We start from the raw sequence: 1,478 nt of genomic DNA on the forward strand, positions 1-1,478 counted from the left end.
GTCGTTGCGCATTACCAGTGGCGACGGTCAGCACTGGTATGACAGCTCGGTGCAGATTCCGAAGAATCTGCCGCTGCAAACCGGCCTGTCGACCATCAGCCATGACGGCACCGATTACCGCGTGCTGCGCGCCCCGCTCTACCCGGACGCAGCGGATTCGCCGCAACTGACGCTGCTGCTGGACATCACCCATCACCAGCATTTTCTTACGCGCATGCAGCATCTGATCTGGCTGACCGTCGGCCTGTCAGCGCTGGCTACCGCCCTGCTCGGCGCCTGGGCCGCGCGCAGCGGTCTGCGCCCGTTGCGGCGGATGAGCGCGGTGGCCCGTGGGATTTCTGCGCAATCGCTGAATGCCCGACTGCCTGAAGAGAAGATGCCGCCAGAGCTTGCGGAAATGGCCTACAGCTTCAACGCCATGCTCGCACGCCTCGACGACTCGTTTCAGCGCCTCTCGGCGTTCTCCGCCGACATTGCCCATGAGCTGCGCACACCGTTGTCGAATCTGCTGACCCACACCCAGGTCACCCTCACCCGCCCTCGCGCACTGGAGGACTACCGCGAAGCGCTGCACAGCAACCTCGAAGAACTGCAATGGATGGCGCAACTGGTCAACGACATGCTCTATCTGGCCAAGGCTGACCACGGCTTGCTGATGCCCAAGCGCGAACCGCTGGAGCTGGCGGATGAAGCTGACATGTTGCTCGAGTTTTTTGCGCCATTGGCGGAAGACGCTGGCGTGAGTTTGAGCCGTGAAGGTGAGGCGCAAATCGAAGGTGATCGCGGCATGTTGCGCCGGGCCTTGTCGAACCTGCTGGATAACGCACTGCGGTTTACCCCGGCCGAGGGTTATGTGCGCTTCAGCATCGTCGACGAGGGGGAGATCGTGCGCGTCTGCGTCGAGAACAGTGGCGAGGGTATTTCCGCGCAATTACTGCCACGTCTGTTCGACCGCTTCTATCGAGCGGATCCGGCGCGGCAGGAAGGCAGCAGTGAGCATGCGGGGTTGGGCTTGGCGATTACCCAGTCGATCGTGCGGGCACATGGCGGGACGATTCATTGCGAATCGGAGGTGGGGTTTACGCGGTTTGTGATCCAGTTACCGAAGCAGAACTGAGGCCAGCAGGTCCGGCCCCTTCGCGAGCAGGCTCGCTCCCACAGGGAAATGCATTCCAACCGTGGGAGCGAGCCTGCTCGCGAAGGCGGTCTAAAGGTTACGAGTATCTCAGCGCATGCGCCGGTTCGATCTTCGCCGCCCGCCACGCCGGATACACCGTGGCCAGGAAGCTCAGAATGAACCCCGCCGAGCAGATCAACAGCACATCGCCGCCCTGCAGTTCCGAAGGCAGGTTGCTGACGAAATACACGTCCGAACTGAAGATATGCTGGCCGGTCACACGCTCGACCCAGCCGACCAGCTCACTGACATTGAGCGCCGCAATCACGCCCAGCACGCCGCCAATGATGGTGCCGACAAT

1 protein-coding gene and 1 pseudogene are annotated in these 1,478 nt (G+C 62.1%); one reads left to right on the forward strand and one right to left on the reverse strand.

Annotated features, from left to right (window positions below; translation table 11 throughout):
* A partial coding sequence (locus OQK_RS28525; RefSeq protein WP_038861933.1) for a heavy metal sensor histidine kinase occupies positions 1-1,117 on the forward strand: 1,117 nt, incomplete at its 5' end.
* Between the two features lie 97 nt (positions 1,118-1,214).
* Here OQK_RS28525 and OQK_RS28530 read toward each other — a convergent pair.
* Positions 1,215-1,478, reverse strand: a pseudogene (locus tag OQK_RS28530) (FtsX-like permease family protein); the annotation flags it as partial.

The sequence above is a fragment of the Pseudomonas sp. R62 genome (assembly GCF_000257605.1).
Classification (GTDB): Bacteria; Pseudomonadota; Gammaproteobacteria; order Pseudomonadales; family Pseudomonadaceae; genus Aquipseudomonas; species Aquipseudomonas atacamensis.